Annotated in this window: 2 protein-coding genes and 23 pseudogenes; all 25 read left to right on the top strand. The window is 71.2% G+C overall.

Going from position 1 to position 5,776, the window contains the following annotated elements; genetic code table 11:
• Nucleotides 1-210 precede the first annotated feature (210 nt).
• Nucleotides 211-358, top strand: a pseudogene (locus tag UG55_RS40350) (DNA polymerase III subunit beta); the annotation flags it as partial.
• A gap of 1 nt (nt 359) precedes the next feature.
• A pseudogene (locus tag UG55_RS40355) lies at nt 360-468 on the top strand (hypothetical protein); the annotation flags it as partial.
• A gap of 1 nt (nt 469) precedes the next feature.
• A pseudogene (locus UG55_RS40360) lies at nt 470-545 on the top strand (hypothetical protein); the annotation flags it as partial.
• A 12-nt stretch (nt 546-557) separates the two neighbouring features.
• Nucleotides 558-877, top strand: a pseudogene (locus tag UG55_RS40365) (DNA polymerase III subunit beta); the annotation flags it as partial.
• Between the two features lies 1 nt (nt 878).
• A pseudogene (locus tag UG55_RS40370) lies at nt 879-934 on the top strand (hypothetical protein); the annotation flags it as partial.
• Between the two features lies 1 nt (nt 935).
• Nucleotides 936-1,033: pseudogene (locus UG55_RS40375) on the top strand (hypothetical protein); the annotation flags it as partial.
• A 1-nt stretch (nt 1,034) separates the two neighbouring features.
• Nucleotides 1,035-1,149 (top strand): annotated as a pseudogene (locus UG55_RS40380) (hypothetical protein); the annotation flags it as partial.
• Nucleotide 1,150: 1 nt separating this feature from the next.
• Nucleotides 1,151-1,371: pseudogene (locus tag UG55_RS40385) on the top strand (DNA polymerase III subunit beta); the annotation flags it as partial.
• Nucleotide 1,372: 1 nt separating this feature from the next.
• Nucleotides 1,373-1,570: AAA family ATPase (locus tag UG55_RS40390; protein WP_242424862.1), on the top strand; the 198-nt coding region annotated here is incomplete at its 3' end.
• Nucleotide 1,571: 1 nt separating this feature from the next.
• A pseudogene (locus tag UG55_RS40395) lies at nt 1,572-2,283 on the top strand (DNA replication and repair protein RecF); the annotation flags it as partial.
• Nucleotide 2,284: 1 nt separating this feature from the next.
• A pseudogene (locus tag UG55_RS40400) lies at nt 2,285-2,734 on the top strand (DNA replication and repair protein RecF); the annotation flags it as partial.
• Nucleotides 2,724-2,966 (top strand): annotated as a pseudogene (locus tag UG55_RS40405) (DUF721 domain-containing protein); the annotation flags it as partial. The pseudogenes UG55_RS40400 and UG55_RS40405, both read left to right, overlap by 11 nt.
• Nucleotides 2,967-2,999: 33 nt before the next feature.
• A pseudogene (locus tag UG55_RS45585) lies at nt 3,000-3,059 on the top strand (DUF721 domain-containing protein); the annotation flags it as partial.
• Between the two features lies 1 nt (nt 3,060).
• Nucleotides 3,061-3,168: pseudogene (locus UG55_RS40410) on the top strand (DciA family protein); the annotation flags it as partial.
• A gap of 1 nt (nt 3,169) precedes the next feature.
• Nucleotides 3,170-3,346: pseudogene (locus tag UG55_RS40415) on the top strand (DciA family protein); the annotation flags it as partial.
• 284 nt (nt 3,347-3,630) lie between these two features.
• Nucleotides 3,631-3,774 (top strand): hypothetical protein (locus UG55_RS40420; protein WP_304440431.1); only part of this gene is annotated, 144 nt, incomplete at its 3' end.
• A gap of 1 nt (nt 3,775) precedes the next feature.
• Nucleotides 3,776-3,840: pseudogene (locus tag UG55_RS40425) on the top strand (hypothetical protein); the annotation flags it as partial.
• 1 nt (nt 3,841) lies between these two features.
• Nucleotides 3,842-4,243, top strand: a pseudogene (locus tag UG55_RS40430) (DNA topoisomerase IV subunit B); the annotation flags it as partial.
• 1 nt (nt 4,244) lies between these two features.
• Nucleotides 4,245-4,446 (top strand): annotated as a pseudogene (locus tag UG55_RS40435) (hypothetical protein); the annotation flags it as partial.
• 34 nt (nt 4,447-4,480) lie between these two features.
• Nucleotides 4,481-4,566 (top strand): annotated as a pseudogene (locus UG55_RS40445) (hypothetical protein); the annotation flags it as partial.
• Between the two features lies 1 nt (nt 4,567).
• Nucleotides 4,568-4,797 (top strand): annotated as a pseudogene (locus UG55_RS40450) (DNA topoisomerase IV subunit B); the annotation flags it as partial.
• 1 nt (nt 4,798) lies between these two features.
• Nucleotides 4,799-5,038 (top strand): annotated as a pseudogene (locus UG55_RS40455) (DNA topoisomerase IV subunit B); the annotation flags it as partial.
• A gap of 1 nt (nt 5,039) precedes the next feature.
• Nucleotides 5,040-5,105, top strand: a pseudogene (locus tag UG55_RS40460) (hypothetical protein); the annotation flags it as partial.
• 21 nt (nt 5,106-5,126) lie between these two features.
• Nucleotides 5,127-5,563 (top strand): annotated as a pseudogene (locus tag UG55_RS40470) (toprim domain-containing protein); the annotation flags it as partial.
• 1 nt (nt 5,564) lies between these two features.
• Nucleotides 5,565-5,727 (top strand): annotated as a pseudogene (locus tag UG55_RS40475) (hypothetical protein); the annotation flags it as partial.
• Between the last annotated feature and the right edge of the window lie 49 nt (nt 5,728-5,776).

Below are 5,776 nucleotides of genomic sequence, written 5' to 3' on the forward strand. Positions count from 1 at the left end.
TGCCACCCTCGGAACACAGACCACTCGCCGCTCGCCCGGTCGGCTCTGAGATGCTGGATCGGGCCAGGTCGGTCCAGCTGCCGTTCCGCCCCCCTTCTCCGGGGTGTGGGGCGAGTGGTGGGCACCCGGCTCTGGGTGGCTTTACCGGTGATGTCAGGGTTCCGGGTCTGCCGTGGGTACGGCAGCGCGGAACGACGGGAGGACGTGTCCATGAAGTTCCGCGTGGAACGGGACGAATTCACCGACGCGGTGGCCTGGACGGCGCGAACCCTGCCGAGCCGGGCGACCACCCAGCTGCAGGTGCTCGCCGGCCTGCTTCTCGACGCCACCGGTCCCGCGCTGAAGGTCGCCGCGTTCGNCTACGAGGTGGCCGCGCAGGGCGAGGTCGACGCCACCGTCACCGAGGAGGGGCGCGGCCTGGTCAACGGCAAGATGCTGGCGGACATCACCCGCTCGCTGCCCGCCGCCNCGGTCGATGTCAGCGTGGACGGCACCAGGCTCGTGGTGACCTGTGGGAACGCCCGCTTCGCGCTGCCGATGCTGCCNGTCGACGACTNCCCGACACTCCCCCCGATGCCGGAGATCACCGGGCACATCGAGGGCGCCGCGTTCGGCAGCGCCGTCGCGCAGGTCGCCGTCGCCGCCGGCCGCGACGACACGCTGCCGGTCCTCACGGGCGTGCGGCTGGAGATCGACGGGGAGACGCTCACCCTCGCGGCCACCGACCGGTACCGCCTCGCCGTGCGCACCCTCAAGTGGCGGCCGGCCTCCCCGGGTGCGTCCGGAGTGGCGCTCGTGCCGGCGCGCACGCTGCTTGACACCGCCAAGTCGCTGTCCGGCGCCGGGGTCGAGGTGGCGATCGCACTCGGAACCGGCCNGTCCGGCGAAACCCTCGCCGGCTTCTCCGGGAACACCCGTCAGACGACAACCCGGCNGCTCGAGGGCACCTTCCCGCCCTACCGCAAACTGCTGCCCGACAGTTCGCCGCTGATCGCCCAGCTGGAGATCGCGCCGCTCACCGAGGCTGTCAAGCNGGTGGCGCTGGTCGCACCCCGCACCGCGCCGGTGCAGCTCACCTTCACGCCCGACCACCTCGTCCTCGAAGCGGGTGCGGGCGGTGAGGCGCAGGCGTCCGAGACTCTGCCGGTCNCCTATGACGGTCCCGAGCTCACCGTGGCGTTCAACCCGGCCTACCTGCTGGACGCGCTCGGCGCGCTGGAGTCCGATGTCGTCCGCATCGGTTTCGCCAGCGACGAGGACGCGGCGCTCGCCGCCAACAAGCCGGCGATCCTCACGGGCAAGGGGGGCGACGACGAGTCGGAGGTTCCCGACTACCGCTATCTGCTGATGCCGATCCGCCTCAACGGGTGACGTGCATCTCACCCACCTCTCCCTGACCGACTTCCGCTCCTACCCGCAACTGGACCTGGTCCTGGAGCCAGGAGTCACAACGTTCGTGGGCCCGAACGGGCAGGGGAAGACGAACCTGATCGAAGCGATCGGGTTCGTCGCCACGTTGGGTAGCCACCGGGTCGCGAACGATGCTCCTCTCGTCCGTGAGGGGAGCACCNAGGCGGTCGTCCGCTCCCGGATCGTGCGAGGCGACCGGGCCGCGCTGGTGGAGATCCAGATAACGCCGGGAAAGGCGAACCGGGTGCGGCTGAACCGTGCGCCCCTGCCCCGTGCCCGCGACGTCGCCGGCCTGCTCGCCACCGTCCTCTTCGCACCGGAGGATCTCGCTCTGGTGAAGGGCGATCCGGCTGAACGGCGCCGGTTCCTCGACGAGCTGCTGGTCGCGCGCTCGCCGCGGATGGCGGCGGTGCAGGCGGACTACGACCGGGTGCTGAAACAGCGCTCAGCCCTGCTGCGAACCGCCGGGGCCGCCCGCCGCGCCGGCGGCCGGGGCGACCTGCGGACCCTCGACGTCTGGGACGGCCACCTCGCCGACCACGGGGCCCAGCTGCTCGCCGCCCGCCTGGCGCTGGTCGAGGAGCTTCGGCCACGGGTGCGCGCCGCCTACGCGGCGGTCGCCGGCGAGGACTCACCCACCGATCTCGCCTACCGCTCGACAGTTCCCCAGCCGGCGGAACCCGAGCCGACTCCCACCGATCTCACCGACCGGCCGGCGTCAGCCGCACCGCCTGTGCCGGCCGCTCCACCCGGTTCAGCCGCTCCACCCGGTTCAGCCGCTCCACCCGGTTCGGAAGGTACGCCCGGTTCGGAAAGTGCGCGGGTCCGGGATGGAGTGCTCGTTCCGGAGGGCCCCGCCGCGCTGGAAAGCCCNGCCGCGCCGGTGGACCAGGCCGTCTCGCCGGGGGGCCAGCCCCGTTCCAGAGCGGCGCTCGTCGACGCCATCCTGGCCGGGCTCGCCGCGGTCCGGTCCCAGGAGATCGAACGCGGCGTCACCCTGGTCGGGCCGCATCGTGATGATCTCCTGCTGTCGGTGAAGGGGCGCCCCGCCCGCGGCTACGCGAGCCACGGCGAATCCTGGTCACTGGCACTCGCGCTGCGGCTGGCCTCGTTCGAGCTGCTGCGCGCTGACGACCGCGAGCCGGTTCTCCTGCTGGACGACGTGTTCGCCGAGCTGGACACGCGGCGCCGGGCCCGCCTCGCGGCGCTCGTCGCGCCGGCCGAACAGGTGCTGGTGACCGCGGCCGTCGACGCGGATGTTCCCGCCGAGCTCGCCGGCGTGCGGTTCGAGGTGCTCTCCGGGGAGGTGCGTCGTGTCAGCTGAGGATGGCGGGTCGGCGCGGGAGCCGGTGCCGGCGGCGCAGGGCGCCGACCTCGCCCGGCAGATGCTGGCCCGGGCGAAGCGGGACGCCCGGGAGCGGGGCCAGGGTCGGCCCGGTACCGCCTCTCGGCGCGGCCGCGGGGCGGGCACCGAGGGTGGTCAGGGCGCCGACGGCCCCGGTCGTCGTGGGCGGGAGAGCTCCGGTGACCCGCCACCGCGCCAGCGGCTGCCCGGCNTCGCCGCGCCTGGCCGGGAATGGCGTTCCCCGATGCTCTTCGGGTCGTCGATCTCGCGCCTCGTCGCGGAGCGTGGTTGGCAGACCCAGGCCNCGGACGCGTCGGTGCTGGCCACCTGGGACGTCCTCGTCGGCCCGGACATCGCCGCGCACTGCACTCCGGTGTCGCTGCGTGACGGGGCGCTGGAACTGGTCGCCGAGTNGACCGCCTGGGCCACCCAGCTGCGGATGTTGTCCCGGCAGATCCTCGGGATCCTCCGGAAGGAGCTGGGGCCGCATGTCGTACGGACCATCACGGTGCGTGGTCCGGCGGCGCCGTCCTGGAGTCGCGGTGGCATGTCCGCCCCCGGGGGGCGCGGTCCGCGGGATACGTACGGATGNCCCCCCGGCTCCCGAATCGTTCCGCGCATCACCTGCGACGGGGCGGCCGGGGCGGCCCGTCGCCGAGTGCACTGATCCGGCCTGAATCGTCCCGGAAGGCGGACGCGACCGTCCGCCGGTCGCAGATGGGCGCGTGGCCACGGGGGGTGCGGAGCCGGTAGGGGGCCACGGCCGACCGGAGTTCNGGGCGCAGCGCACATCTGAGAGGGCACCTTGCGTCCGTTACGGCGGGTTGCCGGGTAGACTGAGGAGTACTTCCGTCCAGAACGAGGAGACCTGCCGCGTGGCCTACGACGCTAGTTCGATCAAGGTTCTCGAAGGTCTTGACGCGGTACGCAAGCGCCCGGGCATGTACATCGGCTCCACCGGGGAACGGGGCCTGCACCACCTTGTCTACGAGGTTGTGGACAACGCGGTGGACGAGGCCNTCGCTGGCTACTGTGACACGATCATCGTGACCCTGCTCGCCGACGGCGGCGTACGCGTCTTCGACNACGGCCGCGGCATCCCGGTCGGGGAACACCCCGTCAAGAAGATTCCGACCGTGGAACTGGTACTGACCACCCTGCACGCCGGTGGAAAGTTCGACGGCAAGTCCTATGCCGTTTCCGGTGGTCTGCACGGCGTCGGCGTCAGCGTCGTCAACGCCCTGTCGACCCGGCTTGAGGTCGCCATCGAGCGGGAGGGCCACTCCTGGTTCCAGCCGTACGCGGCGTCCCGGCCGGCGGCGCCGCTGGCGAAGACCGGAGCCTCGAAGAAGACCAGCACGACGATCACCTTCTGGGCTGACCCGACGATTTTCGAGACCACCACGTACAAGTACGAGACGCTCTACCGCCGCCTGCAGGAGATGGCCTTCCTGAACAAGGGGCTGTCGATCACCCTGCGTGACGAGCNGGGTGCGGCGGCGAAGGACCCTGCCCGGGCCGCGAAGGCCGCCGAAGCCGCGGCCGAGGCGGCCACCGAGTCCGCCACCGAGGCGGGAGCGCAGGACGCCGCGGCAGTCACGGCCGTCGCAGAGATGGGGGCCGAAAGCGCCTCCGCCAAGGACGCGGCCGAGGCGGCCGAGCCCGTCGAGGTCACCTTCAAGTACGACAACNGGCTCGTCGACTTCGTCGGCCACCTGAACGCGNCCAAGGACGCCGTCCACCGCAGCGTGATCTCCCTGGAGTCGAAGGGCACCGGCATCGAGGCGGAGCTCGCGATGCAGTGGAACTCCNGGTACAACGAGTCGGTCTACACCTTCGCCAACACCATCAACACCCACGAGGGCGGAACCCACGAAGAGGGTTTCCGGGCCGCGCTCACCAGCGCGGTGAACGCCTACGCGAAGGACCAGAACCTGCTCAAGCCGGTCAAGGCCGGCTCGAAGAACGCTGACGAGCGGCTGTCCGGTGACGATATCCGGGAGGGCCTCACCGCGATCATCTCGGTGAAGCTCGCGCAGCCCNAGTTCGAGGGCCAGACCAAGACGAAGCTCGGCAACACCGAGGCCAAGAAGTTCGTCCAGGAGATGTGCTACGCGGCGCTCAAGGACTGGTTCGAGGTCAACCGGACCGAGGCCCGCGCGATCGTCAGCAAGGCCCTCGACGCCCAGCGGGCCCGCATCGCCGCCCGCCAGGCGCGGGATCTCACCCGCCGCAAGGGTCTGCTCGGTGGTACCGGCCTGCCCGGCAAGCTCTCCGACTGCCNGTACACCGACCCGGAGCGCTGCGAGCTCTACATCGTCGAGGGTGACTCGGCCGGTGGCTCCGCCAANGGCGGTCGGGACTCGAAGTNCCAGGCCATCCTGCCGCTGCGCGGGAAGATCCTGAACGTCGAGAAGGCGCGCATCGACCGGGTTCTCAAGAACACCGAGGTCCAGGCGCTGATCCAGGCGCTGGGCACGGGCATCCACGATGACTTCGACATCGCCAAGCTGCGCTATCACAAGATCGTGCTGATGGCGGACGCCGACGTCGACGGCCAGCACATCCGCACCCTGCTGCTCACGCTGCTGTTCCGGTTCATGCGCCCGCTGGTCGAGGCGGGGCATGTCTTCCTCGCGCAGCCCCCGCTCTACAAGATCAAGTGGGGGCGTGAGGACTGGGAGTACGCCTACTCCGACCGGGAGCGGGACGGCCTGCTGGAGCGGGGGGTCGAGGCCGGCCGCAAGCTGCCCAAGGACGCGATCCAGCGTTTCAAGGGCCTCGGCGAGATGAACGCCACCGAGCTCTNGGACACCACCATGGACCCGGACCGGCGGATCCTGCTCCAGGTGACGCTGGACGACGCCGCCGTCGCCGACGAGCTGTTCTCGGTCCTCATGGGTGAGGACGTCGACGCGCGGCGCAGCTTCATCCAGCGAAACGCGAAGGATGTGCGCTTCCTGGACATCTGAGCCAGCCCCCCGCCGGGTCGGGGCCGGGCGCTGACCGGGCCCACCGACC

Source organism: Frankia sp. EI5c (assembly GCF_001636565.1).
Classification (GTDB): domain Bacteria; phylum Actinomycetota; class Actinomycetes; order Frankiales; family Frankiaceae; genus Parafrankia.